This window comes from Nocardia sp. NPDC050406, from assembly GCF_044459025.1.
Lineage (GTDB): Bacteria > Actinomycetota > Actinomycetes > Mycobacteriales > Mycobacteriaceae > Nocardia.
This window is the reverse complement of sequence record NZ_JBITIM010000001.1, coordinates 2,496,776-2,513,603: the sequence shown is the minus strand read 5'-3', so window position 1 is coordinate 2,513,603 and position 16,828 is coordinate 2,496,776. Positions and strand designations below refer to the sequence as shown.

Genomic DNA, 16,828 nt, shown 5'->3' with positions numbered 1-16,828 from the left:
GTCTGTATGGATCTGACCCTCACCGAGGTCACAACCGGTGGGGCGGAGAAGTTTCTGATCGACGTTGGTATCGAGCAGGGCCCGGGATCCATGGCCAGCGCCCGCTCGGTGCTGTCTGGCATGTTCCGCTACGCCGTTCGCCGAGGCGCGCTGGTGGTCAACCCGATCCGTGAAGTAGAACTGCCGCAAAATTTGGAACCCAAGGGGCGCACTGGCGGGGCCCGCGACATCACCGTCGACGAGCTGCGCTTCATCCTCGCCGCGGTGCGTACCTCGATACTGCCGTGTCCACGAAAACTCACGAAGCGGGAACGCGAGCGGTCAACGCCGATCAAGGCGTACCGCCCGCCCACAGTTGCCGACTACTGTGCCAGCGCAGACCTTGCCGACTGGGTGACTCTGCTGGCGGCCACCGGGCTCCGCCGCAGCCAAGTGCTCGCCCTGTTGTGGTCGGACATCGACCTCGACGCCAAGACCCTGCGGACGACCGGGAAGGTGGTCCGTGTCGCGGGGCAGGGACTGGTCCGGGTTGTGCAGGACGACGATCCGAAGAACCGCAAAGGCCGTATCGCCCTGCCGGAATTCGCGGTGGTCATGCTTGAGCAGCGCAAGGCGGCGCTCGAGGAACGCAAGCGAACGCGCCCGCCGAGCGAGCCGCCCGAATACGATCTGGTGTTTCCCTCCGCGAGGTGGACACTGCGCGATCCGGACAACGTCCAAGACCAGTGGCAGCGCGTGCGCGAGGCGCTGGGTATCCCCGACGACATCACCGCACACAGCTTCCGCGGCGCGGTCGCGACGATCCTCGACGACGCGGGGCTGTCGGCCCGAGTGGCGGCCGACGTACTCGGTCACGCCGATCCCTCGATGACCCAGCGGCGCTACATGGCCCGCGGTCGCGTCCACCCCGCGGCCGCTGTCGCGTTGCACAAGGCGGTCAGCGCCGACTGAATTGGTTGGGACTTTGTTGGGGCACCGGTCGGGGTTTGAGGCGTTCCCGGGGCGGGTACAGGTGTAGGCGACCCCGTTGTCGCTGGTCGGTCGTTTGGTGAGTGCCCCCGGCAGGAATCGAACCTGCGACCTAGGGATTAGAAGTTCCTAACCTCAAAACGATGTCCTGACCTGCATAGATACAGCACTTGAGTGAGCGGAATCGTAAAGTTCCTAGGTGAGCAGTCGTTGGATCTCCGATCTTGAAAATGCTCATCGATGATTGGCTTCACGTTGACGATCGCACTAAACACGTCCGCCGCGAACTGGATCCGTCGAAGTTGTAGCTGATCTCGTCGCAACTGGTGTGTAAAAGCCGGTGACTGTCAGTCCGTTTCCACGTACAACTTGGACCACGCGGTCACGGTGGGCTGAAGTCGGGGCGGGTAGCACCTCTTCCGAGTCGTGGCTTCCTGTACCCGCTGTGCCTGAGCTTCGAACAGGGCAACACCACACTCGGTCATGTTGACCGCAGTCGCGAAACTGTCTGCAATGAGCGCGAACAGGTCACCGTTGTAGAGATAGTCGTTCACCCACTTATAGCCGTGCATCACGGCAGAGGTCAGCGCGTAGATCCTCTTTGCACCCAGAGACATGCTGTTCTCACGGATCTCGCCCTCGTCATGAGGCGGAACATGTTGCTCGATCCACATCGCAGCCAGTTCAGCGGTCGTGCCGAACGGTCTAACCTTTTCCCGATCTGGGTTCAAGGTGTATTCCGCTTCGAGCTCGCTGAAACGATCCAGCAGGTCCTTGCTCCCTGCTATGAACTCGCGCATTTGCTCTGGCGAGGACGAGAGGGCTCCCTGTCGCAAACTGGCGACTTCGTTCGAGTTGTACTTGGTTTGTTCCTTCATTTCAGCAAGAACGACAGCAGTGCAACGATTCCGACGCACCTGACGATCTTCGGGGGAGAGGAGCCAGACGACCCGCCCCGCGGACTCCACAGCACTGCGGCATAGCGCCGCGAGAGCCGGAGCGTGGAGCTGCCGTGTCTGGGAAGCCTGCACGAAGATCTTTGCCGCTGCACTGATGCTGTCGGTGGCACTCATGAGCGGCCAGAGTGCGGCAGCCTCAAACTGACGCTCGCCGAAGTTGGCCATCAATCCTTCGTTGTCTGTCGCCATACAACTGCCATCGTCGGCCATCTGTGGATGCAGCCCCCAGTTAAGGAGTTCGTTGGCACGCACCGCTCGCTGTGTGATCCGGAGAAGCCGATTGACGAAGACTGTGGGATCGCCGTAGAGGTTGGACGTCACTATCACATCATTCATCGGGGATGTCCTTGGTGGCCACTCATTTGGGCCACCCTATTGCGGACATCCACTGCAATCGCCACTTGCCCCGTGCAACCTTCGGGACTTGGCTAGCAGTCAGCTAACGAAGTCAGCTATACAGATGGCCAACATGAACACCATTCAAGGTCAATGCTGCTTCACGAAACCAATCGTACGATCGAACCCCCGACCGCTGGTGTGTAAAACCAGTTTGGCGTCCAATCCCGACATAGGACGCCAACCAGCCTTCACGTGGTGAAACATCCACGCAGATCAGGCACTTTCATGGCTTTCGATCGCGGACAGGAGGGGACACTAGAACCCTTGCCTAGACACCTGTCTGCCCCACATTTGCCCCATGCCAGCGAACCTACTGCCCCACGCTTAGCCCGACGAACGACCCTCCACAGACACCACAACAAATAGGACCAGCGTCAAAAACTCCACGCGAGACACGGATCTTTCGACCGCACTCACACTCTGCGGTAATGCCGTTGTTGTTGGACCTGCGCCCGCCACGTCGGTTCGGTTCGCTGCGACGGTAGGCCACCAGCGCGAACACCAGTTCGTCGAGTACGTCGTGGTACTGCTCGCGGGTCTTGTCCGGCACGGTGGTGACCGACCATCCGATCTTCGGGTGATGGGTCAGGGTGAGCCCGAGCTCTTCGGCCAAGGTGCGGAATCGCTCGTTGTGCCAGCGTCCTTGGCGGCTGGTGTCCTTGATCCCGCGTGTGACAGCAACACCGTGGGCGGCCTCGTGCAGCAACGTACCGAGGACGCCGACCGCGCCACGTTGAAGCCCCTCGCCGCCGACGAACAACTCGTGGATCTCGTACTCGCCGCGTACCCACCGGTTCGGCGCGAAGTGTCCGAGAGTGAGATCGCTGCCGCCGGTCGACCCGGCCCCCACCGTCAGTACGACCTGGGGTACGTCGGGGTGGCGGGATCGGATTGCTGCCCAGGTGTTTTCGAGCGCGGTGACGAGCAGGCCGGTAATGGTGTCGGAATCTGCCATGGCTCCGGGTCCTTCCGGGGGAGCATTGACACGTACGTGTCAAACGGCGGCCCAACGGTGTTGACACGTACGTGTCAAAGGGGTGGGGTCCCGACCGAGCGTGGAATTCCCTGGGCGCGCGCCGCGCTCTGATCGGGGCAGGCCCGCGGCCTGCCCTCACCGCCTGGCCAGCGGCCGCAGAGGCTCCAGATTCCAGGAGACGCGCCACGGCGTGCACGACCGAATTTCCCTCACATACCGCGGCTTTCGTACCGGATCGCGGCAGGGAAATTCGGTCGTGCCGGGCGCGGTCCCTGGAATCGATGGGAGGGGCGGCCGCGCACAATGCGGCGCGCGCCCAGGGGGTTTACCGAGCCACACGAGAGCACCGAACCGTGGACTACGCCCAACTGAACTACGCGGACCGCCGCGTCCGCACCGTGCGGCACCCGTGCGCCAACACCCCGGGCGTCACCACCTACGCCACTGCCACGGACGCACCCTCGTCATGCAACGCCACCAGGTACTCAACCCCAACGATCTATATCCAACTTCACCTACCCAACCTCACCTACTACTCCACTTCTCTCAATGTTTGCTCTCTGTACTGTCTTCCGTCCCACCCACCCCTGATCTCTACTCACTGCTTCACTTTTTTCAGGTCACCAACTACCACCGAAGGGGGTATTTGGTGACCTGAAAAAAGTGAAGCGCCATTCTCGCCAACGTGCCTGATCAGGGGTGGGTGGGACGAAAAACCAGTGTGCACAAAACGGGGAACGATATTCACCGCGTTTGTCCATGTTGTGCAGAGGTGTTCGGTTTTGTGCAGGGGTTGTGCACGCCATGTTCGGTTTTGTGCATGGTTTTTGCGGCCTCTGTGCATCGAAATCACCTGGACTCCAGGCAGTCTCGGAGGCTCTTCTGTCACGTAGCCACCCCCGGTGATCGGTTCGCTGACCGAGTGCCCGCAGCGCCCGGAACGGGTGCGGGGGCGCGGGATTGTACGGGTGCCGCCCCTCCAGCGATTCCAGGGTCCGCGCGCCCGCTCGACCGAATTTCCCTGCGCGGCAGGGTGCTCATGCGGCGGTCGAGTGTGGGAAATTCGGTCGGCGCGTCCCCTGGAATCGGGAGGTACTGCGGCACCCTGCGGCGGGCCGATGAGCGGCCAGGCGGTGCCTGCCCGCCTCGACCCGCGCCCCGCACCGTTTCATCGTCGAGTACCGATTCCTGGCCTGCCGTGCCGTCGGCTATCGGAAGTGTGCGTTTCGCCGGTGCGCGGCACCTCACCGCGGACTGGCGTCGCCCTGTTAAGAGCGCGGTACGCGGCATGATGGTGCGTTCGGCCGACCGCGGCCTGGCCAGTCCGAACGACCTTGTAAGCGGCGGCAGTAGCGGATGTTCAGCGAGCGCTTTCACGTTCCGCGAGGAATTGGTCGAGAAGGTCGAACAGCACGTCGAGGACGCGGAGTTCCTGCTCGGGGCTCAGGTCTGTGACGAAGTCCCAGTCGGGCAGCGCGATCTGTTTGATCACACTGGACCAGGCGAAGTTGCTCTCGCGGCGAAGGTGTTTGGCCAGCAGCCAGTCACGAAAGCCGTCAAGCCCAGCCCCGCCCGACCGACGTGCGGCGTAGTCGTAACCCTCGAGGAAGCACGTCACGCCACGAACAGTTGTAAAGCCGATGTAGACACCTGGGCGCGCGGCGAACCGCCGGAGGTATTCGCGCTCGGTAGGGCTATCCGGGTTCATCGGCTTAGGCTCGATCTCTCGTGCCCGCCGAGCGAAGTGAGCATCGAGGTCCACTGGTCGTTCCACTCCGCGAGTAGACCACGCCGATGGTGACCGAGGAGACACGGCACGTCGCCAGCCTCGAATCGCCACGCCGGCTCGATCTTCCGCACATTTCGTGCTGGCCGATTCGGTCAGCACGGGAAGCGGCATGAGCGTGCGTTCGTCAACTCGTTTCGTTCACCGACCAGCGTGCGGTCCAGTCTGCAAGCGGAATCGGCGGCGTCAGGTCGCTCGACACCCCGAGGTCCGCCCTGGCCTCTCGATAGAACTCATAGCGGGCCATGACCGCAGCATCGTAAAGCTCCTCGAAGCGGGACCTCCCTCCGGCAAAGTCAGAAGCGAGTATCGCTGCGATTCGCCAAACCGAGGATTGCCACTCTCGAGCGGCGTCGATCACTCGAGGCGCGCCGATCAGTTGGACGATAGCGAAGCGCTCGGTGCGAGCGTGTTCGGCCTCGGTTAGCAAGGTGAGAAGGGCGGAAAGCTCTGTGGTGCCAGTGATTTGACCAGGAAACACGCCTTTGGCGTTCGCGATTTTCAGGTAGAGGATCGTTTCCGCTTTCACCGCTGAGGCGTACTCTGCGTACACCGCCTGACGGCGCTCATCCCACCGGACCGCCTGAGTTCGATTCCATCGCACGAGTTCCGCTACGAATCCGCCCGCGAACGTGAGCACTCCACCGAGGAGAACTCCGATCAGTGGCAAGTATTGGGACACTATGAGATTCCTCCCCACTGCGGGAGGCAGGACCGAGACGGTATGCCCCGAGCCGTTCGTACTCCCGAGTCCTATGATCCACGCGGTTCCGTCTGCACGCACGTCGGCATTACAGGGCGTTCGGAGTCCCGCAGACGCCGTGGGATGCGACCGGCGGCCTGGTACACATAAGGGCGGAGCCCGTGCCTGGTAAGCACAGGCACGGACTCCGCTTTCTTACTATTCAGTTGGTATTCGGTTGTGTCCGGAGGGTTCAGCCGAACAAGGGCAGCTGATGTCGGCGGGCCTTCTCGTCGCAGTCCTTGCGGGAGAGCTTCGCCAGCTGCTGCACCCTCGTCTTCGACAAGTCGAAGTCGACGGCGATCGCGGCCCAGCTGCTCCCGTGGTCGTACTGTTCTTGAATCTCCCGTCCCAGCCTCAACTGCTCGCGGCGGCTGAGCTGTTGTCTAGCGGGTGCCATGCTCGTCACCTCGACCGTGGTCGTAGGCGTCTTCGCGTTGGCATTCGCTGTCGCCGATCACGCAGCCTGCCTCGTCGCAGAGTCCGCACAACGACCGCGTCCCGACCATTCCGACGGCGATGTCGAAACAGTCTCCGTACCCGCAGAACTGGTATTCGCCGCTCATGCTGATACCTCCTCGGTGGCGGTGAACACGGCCGTCCATCGGGTGTGGATCGCTGACACGATCTGCTCGTCGGCGACATCGATGTCACCCACGATCACCCCGACCTCGGCCAGGTCCGCCAACGCGCTACCGATCACGGTGTACAGCTGGGAGCGGTCGATGACGTGAACATCGGCCATCATGGTCACCACGTCCTTCCGAGCCGCGTTGCTCGGCGACCGGCCCAACGGCTGTAGCCGCACTTGGGGCACATGCGCGATGCGCCCTTGTACGCCTTGAGTCGTCGTTCCAGCCCGCGGCCACCCGACCACGTGCGCACGCACTGCCATCCAATCCCGTTCTCGGCCAACACTTCCAGCAACCTGGCACCGCGCCCGGCCTTGTGAGTCGCGAGCCGTGTGTCTAGATCTCGGGTGTAGCCGAGGTAGTGGGCCGCGTGGTGGTAGGGGCGGTCGAAGTGCAGCAGATACACCACCTCACTCATCGCCCGCCTCCGCACGCCGCGTCCAGCACTCGGGGAGGAATCCGCCGCGCGAGATCCACCGGTCCAGTCCCTCAACGGCTTCGGTGAGGTCGTAGAGGATCGAGTGGACCTCGCTGTCGTCGTGGCACAGTGACGCGCTGAGGGCGTCGGCCTCGATGATCAGTTCCCGGATGCGGGTCAGGGCCGTGTTCGGGTCCATCACCGCCTCCTGGTGGCCGACTGTGGCGGGCACAGGTCGTGCTGAGCCTGGAGCGCTCCGAGATCCCATTGCAGGCACTGCACCTGATCGAGCAGTTCCTTGCAGTGGTCTTTCAACTCGTCGCGTTCCTTGATCAGCTCAGCTACCCAGATCCCGAACGCTTTGCCGTCCGCGACAGCGGGTTCGCTGTCATCGACGGGCACCGCGTTCTGGAGCACTTCGGTGATGACCTGCAACAGATCCTCGGTTCCCGGGCTCGCCAGCTCGGCCGTCACCGACCGGTACTGTCCACCCAGGCTGTAGAGGAACGTGAACCGGAACTTCGAACCCGGCCCCATCGCGACCAGCAATCGGCCCAATCGGTCGGCGCGCATGACCATCTGGCTGGTGTTCATCACGCGACCTCCGTCCCGGACTCGGACTCGGGTTCGGCCGCAACGGCGTCGTGGCCGAAGAACGGCTCGTCCGCGTGCTCCCACCAAGTACCGAATGTGCTGCGTACCTGCCAGATCCGGCCACGACACACATCGCAGAACACGAACTCCTCCGGCTCGAACACGGCACCGTCACCATTGACGATCTCCGTGTCCTCGACCTCGTTGTCGATGCCGTCGAGTTCGGCGATGACCGCGGTGAGACGGTCGCGCAGGGTGCGTGCTTCCTCCACGGCGAGGTAGACCCGCACGCCTTCGAAGCTGTCGATGGTCCAGCTGATCTGGATATCGCCAGCGTGACTATCCTCGGGTAGTCGTCGAACGGCCGCGTCGGGCATGGCATGCCACGACGATTCGAGATAGCCGCGTCCGCCTCTGCCGTAGTCCTCGCTGGAGGTCGCGCGGACCTCGGTGCTCAGCTGCGCCATGATCAGTTTCCTTTCTGGTTGTGGTGGTTGAGGGCGTCGAGCAGAGCGGCATCGAACAGGTCGTGGACGTCGAGGGCCTGTTCGATGCTCATCGGGGTCATCAGCCCGCAGCCACACGCGAACGCGACACCGAACACGACCTGATCGAGGATGTCGTCGTAGGAGGTGTAGAACCTCGCTTCGCCGACCCCCTCGGGCAGATGACTGTCGGGGCCATGGCCGTGGTCGTTGGGCTGCACCGGATTCGACATGATCACGCCACCTCGTCGGTTCCGGGCTTGTACTCCGCGTACGGGTCGTCGCCGACACCGCGCGTGGAGTTCCCGCCGGTCGTGGTGGCTTGTGCGCCGCCGCTGGCCCGGGAGCGGTTGGACCGCTTGATCGGTTTGGCGACGGCGTATTTGAGTGACACCCCCACCTCGTCGGCGACCAGTTCGACGATCGTGCGCTTGTTGCCCTCACGGTCGTCGTAGCTGCGCTGTTGAAGCTTGCCGGTCACGATCACACGTGCTCCCTTGGTGAGGGATTCGTGGACGTTCTCGGCGGCTTCGCGCCACAGTTGGCAGCGCATGAACAGCGCGGCCCCGTCGACCCAGGTGTTGGTTTTGCGGTCGAACACGCGCGGGGTCGCGGCGACGGTGAAGTTCACCACGACCTCCCCGCTGGTGATCTGGCGCAGTTCCGGGTCGGCGGTGAGGTTGCCGATGATGGTGATGGTGGTCTCTCCGGACATTTCAGATCTCCTAAAAAGGTTGTGTTAGTTCGGTTTTCGAGACCGAAGTCTCGAACGATGAGGCTGTCCGCAACCTCGAAGTGATGCGGAAGCATCACCGGTTGTCAGCTGTCGTAGCGGTATCTCCTTTCGTGTGTTGTTGTGTGAAAACCTTTGGGGCGCATCGGCAATGGTCATGCTTCGGCTTCCATTTGCGCGGTGCCACCGTCGCCGTGGTCGGGGTCGATATCGACTTCGGCAGCGTCGTGCTCGGCCTGCTGCGCCTGCTGATCGGCGTGCTGAGTGCCGTGGCCATTGGTCGACACCTCAGCGCTCGCGGTGGCGCGGGCTTCGAGTCGGGCTTCGAGGGTCTTCACCTGCGCCTGCAAGGCGGTGTTCTCGGCGGTGAGCTTGGTGACGCGCTCGGTCAACGCCGTGTTGGCCTTCTTCAGCGCGGCGAAGCTGCCCGCGGCGTCGGCGGGTGCGTCGTGGACCGCGATACGGCGGGCGGTTTGTTCTTCGCGGTGCTCGATCGCGGTGGCTTCCGAACGGGCGGCGTCGTGGCGGGCCACGGCCTTCTCCCGCTGGGTCATCGGCCCGAACACTCCGTGCTTCATCCGGACCTCGGGGTCGACGTCGATCGCGTCGAGGGCCTGCACGACTTGGCCGCGTTCCTCGGGGCTGAGATTGGTGTCGTGGATGGTGCGTTCGATCCCCGCCCTCATCCCCGACAGGTACGCGGTCGCTTTCAACCGTTCCTCGTCGGTGAGTTCACCCGTCTTGTGCCGCGCCGCGACATCAGCGGCCTCGCGCTGGTATTCGGCGACACGCGCCTTGTACCAGGCCACGGTCACCGCGCGTTCGTGCTGTTCGAGGCGGATACGTTCTTCGAGATCGCGTTGGAACTGCTTGTACTGCGCGTGGGTGAGCTTGGGCAGGCGTTGCCGGGTGCGCGCGTATTGGTAGGACAGGTGCAGGATCACCTGGAGGAACTGTTGATAGCTGCGGCTGGTGTCGTCGACTTCGTTGCCGGACATGATGATTCACTCACCTCCGCCGCTTCGGGCGCGGTCGTCCGCGAACCGGTGCCGGAACGCGATGGCTAGGGCGGGGATAACCGGGGGCCTCGAGGTCTGCATCGCATCGATCTCGACCGCGACGTGGGGATCGGACTTCCATGCGGCCTTCAGCCAGACCGGATCCGGCCGCAGGAGGAACTCCTCCGGGGTCCTCGGCGGCGACACATCCGGTGCGGTGCATGCCAGGGTGATGGCATGGCGGCGGCAGTCGGCGAAGTATTGCTCGCTCATGGTGGCGGGGTGGTCGTCGATGATCGCCGTCAGCGCTGCGGCTAGTTCGCGGCCGCTCGCACCATCGAGGTCGTGCGGCCAGTGGACGGGGAATGTCTTGTCGTGCATGGGGATTGGCTTCTTTCGGTGTGTCAGGCGATGGTGGGGGTAGTAGCGGCGTCGCGAGTTGCTCGTTCGCGATTGCGGGCGACTTTCCAGGCACGCCAGCGCGCACGTGCTGGGCGGGTATGGCGGAAGATGAACCGGGTGGAGGCCCGGAATCCACGGACGCTCAGGTCTTTGGTCATGGTGAGGATGGCGGCCCAGTCGGGGCGGCCGAATCCGATCCAGATCCAGTAGCCGATCCAGCCCGTCAGCCACACGCACAGCGGGCCGGTCGCGGCGGCGGGCGCACCCGAATGCGCGGCCCACCACATCACGGCGAGTGTCGCGGCGATCGCATAGAACACGCTGCGGGCGTTGCGGATTCGATGCCATACGCGGGTTTTCCAGGGTGGGCGTTGGGCGTAGCTGGGGTCGATGCCGCTGGCTTCCATGAGTGCTTGCAGTTCGCCGTCCCAATCGATGCCGGGGTTGCGGTCGTTGTTCATGTGAGGGCTCCTTCCAAGGGGCGGTGATGGTTGGTTTCGATCTCCTCCGACACGGCCGGGGCGGTGTTCGCCGACGCGGGGGCCTCGGGTCCGGAGAGCGCGGGTGCGGGGGTGCGGTCGGTGTCCGGCGGGGTGGACAGATAGCGGCGGACGGTGCGCTTGCTGACCTGAAGTTCGGCCGCGATACGGCCGTGCGACCAACCCCGCGCCTGCAATTTCCATGCGGCGTGGCGGCGGGTGTCCGCCCCGGTGTCCTCGCTGTCCGGGGCCATGGCCAGGGGGAGGTCACCGTCGATAGCCACCGGACGCGGTGAGACGGTTGGGGCAATCGGGTCCGATCCCGACCGGACCGGCACGGGAACCTCTGGTACCGCGTCCCCATTCACCGAAGCGGCGATGTCAGTGCTCGCGGGGTTGGTCGCGGCGGTCTTGGTGGTGGTCATCGACAGCAGGGCGAACCCGGATACGACCATCAACCCATCGAGGGTGAGTGGTCCGACAGACGCCCCGAGTTGCCCGTATCCCCAGGCCAGCAACACATCTCGGACGTGACCGTAGGAGATGATCGCCGATCCGAGAGCGACGGTGCCCGCGCCGCCGTAGCGTGCGAGCCGCCACAATCCGCCGCGTTGCCACCGAGCCCGTGACAAGACCTCCACGCTCAACAGCAGCCCGATCGGCCAGATCGCGGCCCCGACCTGTGGGGCGATGCCAGGTGTCCACCCTGGAGGCATGGTGTCCGCTGGTAGCCAGGCATGTAGGACATTGGCCGCGATCGAGGTCACCGACCCGAATACGAAGCCCGCCCATGCCATCACGCGGCCGTGCGTCGATTCAGCGGCAGTGGCTGTGGTGTCCGCCCGCTGTCCGCCCTCGATGTCCGCCCTGTCCGGGCGTGGCCGTGGGGTGGCCACCTCTTCTTGGCAGTGTCCGCCTCGGGGCGTGGTCATCGGGGCTCCGGGAAGTTGTCTGCGGTGAACCCACCCTTGGGCCGCAACAGCTTCGACACGGTGCGGCCGCGCCGCCACAGGTTCCAGGCGGTCACGATCAACCCGATCTGGTCACGGTCGCTGGTGCGCGTCTGGGTGCGGGCGGCGATATCGAGACGCTGCCGCAAGGCGAGCACCGGAGACCCGGCGGGCAGATCCGCGCCCGAATCCCACAAGCGCACGAACTCCGTGGCAGCGTTCTCGTCGACCTCGGTGAGCCGGATCAGCACCGCGCACGCCACGGCGGGGCGGCACTTGAGCCGGGACGCGACCGAGGTGAATCTTTCGGCCAGGGCGATGGTTTCGGGATAGACGGTGGCGAATTCGACGATGCGGGTGGTGGCGATCTTGGCCTTGGTGAAATCGCCGAACAGGTTGCCCTCCAGCCACGGGATATAGACCCGCAGCGCGGCGGCGACCAAGGTCGTGTTGTGCCCGGTGATCCCGGAAATGGTCAGCTGATCGGCGGGAGTGCGTTTCGCGCCCTGGTCCATCGTCACCTGGGTATCGCGGGCCAAACCGCGCACGACCAGCATCGGGAACTTCTGCCCGCTGGTACGCGCGATCGCCAACAGACGATGCTGGCCATCGAGCAGTTCACCGTCGGGGCCGAACTTGATCGCTTCGCCGTTGAAACGCCAACGGCCCGAGATCATGTCGTCGTAGTACTGCTGCACCCGAGTCTGACGGATAGCGCGGTTGTTGGGATTGTGTTCGAGCAGACGGCGGGCGAGAGCGGCGTCGATCTCGATGATCTGGCTCACGACGGGGCCGCCGGGCTGGTCGGGGTTGACGAGATGCATGGGTTATCCCTCCTCGGGATGAGTGGAGTGTTCGGGTAGGCGGTCGATGACGGATTGCAGGGCGTCGCGGGCGCGGATGAGGTCGCTGCGGTGGCTGTGGGCGAGTTGTGCGGCGTAGCGGTCGAACCGCTCGTCCTGAGCCAGTCGCACAAGCGATTTCGTGTTCTTGACCAGCTCGTAGCGCGTGGCGTCGAACGCCTTGGTGATCGGGCGGCGCTTGGGCTTCGCGGCGTCGCCGCCATCACTCGGTGCTGGTGAATCCGATTGCGGTGCGACCGGTTTGGGTGGGTATTGCTTGCCGTCCAGGCCGATCACGGTGTCAGGTGATCCATTTGGATCACCTGAAGGCTCACGCAGATCGCGTTGCACGGTGCCGTATCCGAGACCGGTCGCGGCCGCGATGGCGCGGGTGCTCATGCCGATCTCGCGCATGGAGGCGACCACCTCGGCGCGGTCCTCGCGTGGGATGCGGACGCGGGCGTTGTCGAACTCGCCCGCGCAATAGTCTTCCCACGACCCGTAGCCCAGCGCCGACCACGCTCGGGAAGCGAACGCCTGCTTGATCAGCTCGCACGCAACTTCCAGGTGCGTTCTGATGCGGTCAGTCAGTTCCCGCGCCGCGTCGGCGGTCATCACGACCTCGGGGGTGTCGCCATTCATGCGGCTTCACCGCCCTCGTCGCCGAGGTCCGCGCGGCGGGCACGCCCGGAATCGAGGTCTCGAACTTGCATGAGCGGGACTCGCGGGCCGGTGCCGGTCGCCCACCGTCGCGGGTCCGGATCGGCGGGCAGCGGGGTCAATTCGTCGAGTTCGATCGGTACGATGTGTCCCCAGTGGGCTTGGAGTCCGTGGACCCACACGACATCGCCGCGTTCGAATTCGGTGAGCCGGTTCGGGTCGATGAAGAACGTCTCGCGCTGCCCGAGCGAACCTTCGTCGCCGATCTTGCCGCTTTTGGTGTGGCGGGTGTTCTCAGTGACCGGGCGTGATCCGAAGACTTCCGAGACCTTGCCCCCGCCTTCAAGTTTCATGAGCATTGCACCGCAGGGGCAGGACTCCATGAGGCGGCGGCGTTCGTCGGCGGTCTGGCCGAGCCCGTATTGGTTCTGGGCGGCGAAGATCGCGACCACGCCCATCCCGAGGAGGCGTTCGGCGATGTTGACTTGGTTGATGCCGCCGGTCTTGTCGGCGACCGCCGACATCTCATCGATGATCAAGATGACCTGCCGGTCGTGCTCGCCACATGCGAACTGTTCGATCAACGTCGTCAACGCGGCGACTTGGGCACGGGCGTACTCTCCGCGCACGGTACCGGGCACCGTCGCGTAGATCATGTCGAAGCTGTCGAGGGGGCGACCGCCGTCGAAGCCCTCACCGATCGCGGTGAAGATATTGCGGAACTTGCCCGACACATCACCCACGGCGGGAGGCTTGTTCTTCTCCAACGCGTCGATCTCGTCCAGGATCGACTGATCACCCGCGTACGCGGTTTTCAGCCACGACACCGACAGCCGTTCCAGGAACTGCTGTTTCGACCGGGGCGGCCCACCCGGCGCGAACACCGCGAGTTTGGTGACGCGGATGCGGTTCTGCTTGAAGTGCTCTGCCCCGGCGTCGGTGGAGGCGACCGGGTTGATCATCGCTTCCAAGGTGGCGGCCATATCCTCGGCGTCCATCGCCCACAGGTCCAGGCGATTGGTGACCGGCCACAACGCCACCCGGCGCGGGTCCACCTTCAACCGCGCGGCGATCTTCACCAGCTCTCGCCCGGTCGCCAACCCGGGCTTGCCGCCCTTGCAGTCGACGAAGATCAGCAGCGGGCGTTTCTCTCCGGTGCGGACGTAGCGGTGCCAGTACGCGCAGTACAGGCCGACGCCGAACCGCACGAGCAGGGTGGTCTTGCCCGCCTTCTGCGACATGCCGAGCAAGACCATGTGCCCGAGACCGTCGATGGGGATCTCCAGCTTCGACCCGCGTCGCTGTGCCAGCTGGGTGATGGTGGTCGGTTGGGTGGCGTCGGTGTACTCCGACAGCGTGCCCAGCACCGCCTTGTTGTTCAGCCAGCTCGCCGTGATCGGTGCCCCGTGCTTGGCGGCCTGACGCGCGGCGTGGGCCTTGCCCTGATGTTGACGGCGTTGCAGGCGACGCGTTTTCGACGGTGACCCGATGCCCTCGGTGCCGAGGCGTTCGAGAAACCGTGCCCGCCACAACGCCGCACCCCACAGTGCCAGCGGGGCCGCGCCCGCAGTCATCGCCGCCACCGCCCCCGACCACGACCACGGCCCCTGACTCAGCAGCACCTGCGCGCCCTGCCACCACAGACTCACCGGGGTGGTCCATTCGCCCGAGGACCAGACGGTGCCGATCGGCAGGACCAGCGACCCGGCGGCGTAGTTGCGGACCTGCCGCGCCTCCCACCGCTTGTGCGCGGCCAGAGAGTTCATGCCGATCCCAAGAGCGGCCAGGAACCCCGCACCCACCAAGGAGGTGCCCGCGAAGTCGAACACCTGCGCCACCGAGGGCATGTTCACGTCCCAGGACGGGGCCTGCCACCCGTTGGGCAGCGTAGGGTTCTCGAACAACTCCGGCGCGGGACTGGGCTGCGGCGCAACCACATTCGACGGAGCGCTCGCGATATCCGGCGAGGGTGCCTCGGCCGACGGAGCGGCCGACGTGGCTGCGGGTGGATCACCGCAGTCATAGGGGGTGATCAATGGCGTGCACTCTCCACCCATCACCGATCACCTCCCTCGGTGGCCGAGTCCGGGTCGATCAGGCGTGCCAGCACCGCGCGCACCTCGGTCGCAGGCAGTGCCCACAGGTCGGCGGTGTTCGTCTTCGGCCACATCGCGATTCGTTCGGGGCGCACCCCGGACCGAGACAGGGCGTCGGTCAGTCGTCGGGCGACGCGTGCGGGTTCTTCCCCGCCCGCGATATCGGCGACCACGACCAGAGATCGGTTCTGCTCGTTCATGTCAGCGCACTCCTTTCCGCGCCAAAGTCGCGTCCAAATCATGGATTTCGAGATTCAGCAGCCGATCGACGCCACGCTGATGCGCCAACCTGGTGGCGATGCCGTCCAGGGCGCGGCGCAGTGATTCACCGCGCGCGAAGTACAGGACCCCGGCCAGGCCGTGATGGTCGGCGGCGTCCAAAGCCGCTGCCACCGAACGCATCAAGCGGCCCTCGCCGCGCTTGCGACTCAGCTCGACCTCGATCGCCCACACCTTGTCCGGGTCGGTGAAGTCTTGGAACCACGCGTCATGGATGTGCGAGCCCGGCTGTCCTGGTTCGGTTTTCGTCAACCGGCGCAATAGACGCTCGCTGCGCCACACCTCCGGGTCGGTGTTCAAACCGGTCAACGCCAACCGCAGTTCCGACACAGCGGTCAGATGCGCGGCCGTCGACGCCTTCGGATGCCACTCGCCCGGGTCGAATTCCAGGTAGCCCCAATTGATTTCGCGAGTCAGATACAGCCACAGCGGGCCGTGCGGCATGGCGTCGGTCTCGTCGAAGTTCGTCGACCGCCGCCACGGTCCCGGCGACCCGTAATCGATACGCACCACGTGCGCGCGGCCCGCGTCCTTCAGCTTCTTTGCGAACCCGTACGCCGCGCGCTGCCGCCGGTTCATCGCCGTCATCAGCAACGACAGCGGCACCGCGTACTGCTGGGCGATCCACTCCTCCAACAACGTCTGCCACGGCTGCAACCGAAACTCCGGCGCGCTCACGGTGCCACCGCCTCACGCGGGCACTCCTTGGGCCACACCGCCACGTTCTCCGTCCCCGGCGCGGGGCACACGATCGTGGTCTTCGGCAGGCCCTCGCGCGAACCGAAGAGCAGAACCCCGACAAAGAGGCCCGAAACGAATACGAAACCCAGGAGCACCAGGCCCGCGAGGACGTGCGGCGGTACCGACGTCGCTGTCCGGTGCTGCGAGGTACCGAAAAGGTCGCTGGTCATTGCCGACCACCTCGGCGGGGACGCATGAATGTCCACTTCGCACGCATGACGGTCAGCCAGATGATTCCAACCAGGATCGTCACGACAAGCAGTACCGATGCCAGCTGGGGTACTGCCGCGCCGACAAGAACCAATAGGGTCGTGACCAGTAGTGTGCGCATCATGCCGTACCACCGTTGTGCTGGTTTCGGCAGTTCCGGCGTCGCCGTGCCTGTGCCGACTTCCTGCTCAACCGCAAGTAGTGCTCTTTGCGGGCGTGTTCAGCGCGGAATGCTCGCTCTTCCGGCGTAAGCAGGCCATCCGGGTCAACCGTGCGCTCGAACTTGTCCAGCAGGGCCTGGCGTGCCTTGGCCGTTCGAGCCGTGCGGTCCTTTGTTCGCGCCCATGATGCGTGTGCCGCAATTCTTGCTTGCAGCACACGATCAGCATTGTCCTGTACCACGTCGAATGCCTCCGATCAGTTCTTGGAGTGACTTCCTCACGAGCCGTGTACTCGCTTGTCTCCCAAGAGAACTGGA

General features: G+C 64.6%; 23 protein-coding genes. 1 reads left to right on the top strand and 22 read right to left on the bottom strand.

Going from position 1 to position 16,828, the window contains the following annotated elements; all coding sequences use genetic code 11:
* Nucleotides 1-6: 6 nt before the first annotated feature.
* Nucleotides 7-951 carry a tyrosine recombinase XerC gene (gene xerC / locus ACIBH2_RS11975; RefSeq protein ID WP_397116143.1) on the top strand — a complete coding sequence of 315 codons (945 nt, stop codon included), beginning with the start codon at nucleotides 7-9 and terminating at the stop codon, nucleotides 949-951.
* Nucleotides 952-1,316: 365 nt separating this feature from the next.
* Here xerC and ACIBH2_RS11970 read toward each other — a convergent pair whose 3' ends face one another.
* The 22 genes from ACIBH2_RS11970 to ACIBH2_RS11865 all read right to left on the bottom strand — a co-directional run bounded on the left by ACIBH2_RS11970 (nucleotide 1,317) and on the right by ACIBH2_RS11865 (nucleotide 16,310).
* Complete coding sequence (locus ACIBH2_RS11970) at nucleotides 1,317-2,264, bottom strand: hypothetical protein (RefSeq protein ID WP_397116141.1); 948 nt, start codon at nucleotides 2,262-2,264, stop codon at nucleotides 1,317-1,319.
* Nucleotides 2,265-2,637: 373 nt separating this feature from the next.
* Nucleotides 2,638-3,282 (bottom strand): hypothetical protein, encoded by a 645-nt coding sequence (locus tag ACIBH2_RS11965; protein ID WP_397116139.1) that lies wholly within the window; start codon nucleotides 3,280-3,282, stop codon nucleotides 2,638-2,640.
* A 1,381-nt stretch (nucleotides 3,283-4,663) separates the two neighbouring features.
* Complete coding sequence (locus tag ACIBH2_RS11960; protein WP_397116137.1) at nucleotides 4,664-5,065, bottom strand: hypothetical protein; 402 nt, start codon at nucleotides 5,063-5,065, stop codon at nucleotides 4,664-4,666.
* Nucleotides 5,066-5,216: 151 nt separating this feature from the next.
* Entirely contained in the window at nucleotides 5,217-5,729 is a 513-nt protein-coding gene (locus ACIBH2_RS11955; RefSeq protein WP_397116135.1) for a hypothetical protein, read from the bottom strand.
* A gap of 295 nt (nucleotides 5,730-6,024) precedes the next feature.
* Nucleotides 6,025-6,231 carry a hypothetical protein gene (locus ACIBH2_RS11950; protein WP_397116133.1) on the bottom strand — a complete coding sequence of 69 codons (207 nt, stop codon included), beginning with the start codon at nucleotides 6,229-6,231 and terminating at the stop codon, nucleotides 6,025-6,027.
* Complete coding sequence (locus tag ACIBH2_RS11945; RefSeq protein WP_397116131.1) at nucleotides 6,218-6,397, bottom strand: hypothetical protein; 180 nt, start codon at nucleotides 6,395-6,397, stop codon at nucleotides 6,218-6,220. Before ACIBH2_RS11945 ends, ACIBH2_RS11950 begins: the two co-directional genes overlap by 14 nt.
* Complete coding sequence (locus tag ACIBH2_RS11940; RefSeq protein ID WP_397116129.1) at nucleotides 6,394-6,726, bottom strand: hypothetical protein; 333 nt, start codon at nucleotides 6,724-6,726, stop codon at nucleotides 6,394-6,396. The genes ACIBH2_RS11945 and ACIBH2_RS11940 overlap by 4 nt, the downstream gene beginning before the upstream one ends.
* Before the next feature lie 147 nt (nucleotides 6,727-6,873).
* Nucleotides 6,874-7,080, bottom strand: a complete 207-nt coding sequence (locus tag ACIBH2_RS11935; protein WP_397116127.1) for a hypothetical protein — start codon at nucleotides 7,078-7,080, stop codon at nucleotides 6,874-6,876.
* Nucleotides 7,080-7,475 (bottom strand): hypothetical protein, encoded by a 396-nt coding sequence (locus tag ACIBH2_RS11930; RefSeq protein ID WP_397116125.1) that lies wholly within the window; start codon nucleotides 7,473-7,475, stop codon nucleotides 7,080-7,082. Before ACIBH2_RS11930 ends, ACIBH2_RS11935 begins: the two co-directional genes overlap by 1 nt.
* Complete coding sequence (locus ACIBH2_RS11925; RefSeq protein WP_397116123.1) at nucleotides 7,475-7,942, bottom strand: hypothetical protein; 468 nt, start codon at nucleotides 7,940-7,942, stop codon at nucleotides 7,475-7,477. The genes ACIBH2_RS11930 and ACIBH2_RS11925 overlap by 1 nt, the downstream gene beginning before the upstream one ends.
* 2 nt (nucleotides 7,943-7,944) lie before the next feature.
* The gene (locus ACIBH2_RS11920) at nucleotides 7,945-8,193 is read right to left on the bottom strand and encodes a hypothetical protein (protein WP_397116121.1); all 249 of its coding nucleotides are present in this window, start codon (nucleotides 8,191-8,193) and stop codon (nucleotides 7,945-7,947) included.
* 2 nt (nucleotides 8,194-8,195) lie between these two features.
* Nucleotides 8,196-8,675, bottom strand: coding sequence for a single-stranded DNA-binding protein (locus ACIBH2_RS11915; RefSeq protein ID WP_397116119.1), 480 nt, complete (start codon nucleotides 8,673-8,675; stop codon nucleotides 8,196-8,198).
* A gap of 173 nt (nucleotides 8,676-8,848) precedes the next feature.
* A complete protein-coding gene (locus ACIBH2_RS11910; protein ID WP_397116117.1) occupies nucleotides 8,849-9,691 on the bottom strand; it encodes a hypothetical protein in 843 nt (280 codons plus the stop codon).
* A gap of 6 nt (nucleotides 9,692-9,697) precedes the next feature.
* Nucleotides 9,698-10,072: a hypothetical protein gene (locus ACIBH2_RS11905; protein ID WP_397116115.1), complete on the bottom strand. Its 375-nt coding sequence runs from the start codon at nucleotides 10,070-10,072 to the stop codon at nucleotides 9,698-9,700.
* Between the two features lie 23 nt (nucleotides 10,073-10,095).
* Nucleotides 10,096-10,554 (bottom strand): hypothetical protein, encoded by a 459-nt coding sequence (locus ACIBH2_RS11900; protein ID WP_397116113.1) that lies wholly within the window; start codon nucleotides 10,552-10,554, stop codon nucleotides 10,096-10,098.
* Entirely contained in the window at nucleotides 10,551-11,504 is a 954-nt protein-coding gene (locus ACIBH2_RS11895; protein WP_397116111.1) for a helix-turn-helix domain-containing protein, read from the bottom strand. Before ACIBH2_RS11895 ends, ACIBH2_RS11900 begins: the two co-directional genes overlap by 4 nt.
* Nucleotides 11,501-12,346 (bottom strand): hypothetical protein, encoded by an 846-nt coding sequence (locus tag ACIBH2_RS11890; RefSeq protein WP_397116109.1) that lies wholly within the window; start codon nucleotides 12,344-12,346, stop codon nucleotides 11,501-11,503. Before ACIBH2_RS11890 ends, ACIBH2_RS11895 begins: the two co-directional genes overlap by 4 nt.
* 3 nt (nucleotides 12,347-12,349) lie before the next feature.
* Complete coding sequence (locus ACIBH2_RS11885; protein ID WP_397116107.1) at nucleotides 12,350-13,006, bottom strand: hypothetical protein; 657 nt, start codon at nucleotides 13,004-13,006, stop codon at nucleotides 12,350-12,352.
* A complete protein-coding gene (locus ACIBH2_RS11880) occupies nucleotides 13,003-14,928 on the bottom strand; it encodes a hypothetical protein (RefSeq protein ID WP_397116105.1) in 1,926 nt (641 codons plus the stop codon). Before ACIBH2_RS11880 ends, ACIBH2_RS11885 begins: the two co-directional genes overlap by 4 nt.
* Before the next feature lie 152 nt (nucleotides 14,929-15,080).
* Complete coding sequence (locus ACIBH2_RS11875) at nucleotides 15,081-15,320, bottom strand: hypothetical protein (RefSeq protein ID WP_397116103.1); 240 nt, start codon at nucleotides 15,318-15,320, stop codon at nucleotides 15,081-15,083.
* Between the two features lies 1 nt (nucleotide 15,321).
* Nucleotides 15,322-16,077: a hypothetical protein gene (locus ACIBH2_RS11870; RefSeq protein ID WP_397116101.1), complete on the bottom strand. Its 756-nt coding sequence runs from the start codon at nucleotides 16,075-16,077 to the stop codon at nucleotides 15,322-15,324.
* Complete coding sequence (locus ACIBH2_RS11865) at nucleotides 16,074-16,310, bottom strand: hypothetical protein (protein ID WP_397116099.1); 237 nt, start codon at nucleotides 16,308-16,310, stop codon at nucleotides 16,074-16,076. Before ACIBH2_RS11865 ends, ACIBH2_RS11870 begins: the two co-directional genes overlap by 4 nt.
* Between the last annotated feature and the right edge of the window lie 518 nt (nucleotides 16,311-16,828).